Raw genomic sequence first — 677 nt, forward strand, 5'->3', positions numbered from 1 at the left:
GGAAGAGAAATTGTTGCTATGATTTTTCAATATGGTGCTTTTTCAGAAAAATCTACTTTGCTTGTATCTAATGCTTTAAGGTATTTATCTATTTCGCTTTTTTTTGTTGCTAGTTATAGGATTGTTGTTCAATCTTTTTATGCYATGAAAGATATGAAAACTCCTGTATATATAGCTTTTTTTGCTTTTATTATTAATGCTATTAGCAATTATTTATGCGTTTATATATTTCATTTTGATATTATAGGTATTTCTATTTCAAGCGTACTGGCAAATATTATTTCTTTTATTATATTATATATACTTCTTATGAAAAGAATGAATATGGCTTTTTCGCTTAATAGAGGTAAAATTAATACTATTAAAACTTTATTATCTAGTATTATTATGGCTATGGCAGTTTATTCTAGCAGATTTTATATTTTTAGAGATAGTTTAAATAGTACAAGGATAATTTTTATAATAAAAGTATTTGTTGTTATATTTATAGGTGTTATAATATATGTGATATCTAATRTTATTTTAAAGAATGAAGACTTTATTTCTATTTTTAATTTATTTAAAAAAAGAATAGTAAAAAAATAAAAGTTTTTGTAAATTACATAATATTTAGATTGATAAAAAAATAAATATTTAAGACTATCAAAAATATGCTTGCAATATCCGATAATTTAAGT

Annotated in this window: 1 protein-coding gene; it reads left to right on the forward strand. The window is 20.9% G+C overall.

What is annotated here, in order from left to right:
* On the forward strand, positions 1-585 hold a 585-nt coding region (locus GQX97_RS13515; protein WP_198391257.1), incomplete at its 5' end, for a lipid II flippase MurJ.
* Positions 586-677: the final 92 nt, after the last annotated feature.

Origin of the sequence: Brachyspira sp. SAP_772 (assembly GCF_009755885.1) — a bacterium.
In the GTDB taxonomy this organism is placed as follows: domain Bacteria; phylum Spirochaetota; class Brachyspiria; order Brachyspirales; family Brachyspiraceae; genus Brachyspira.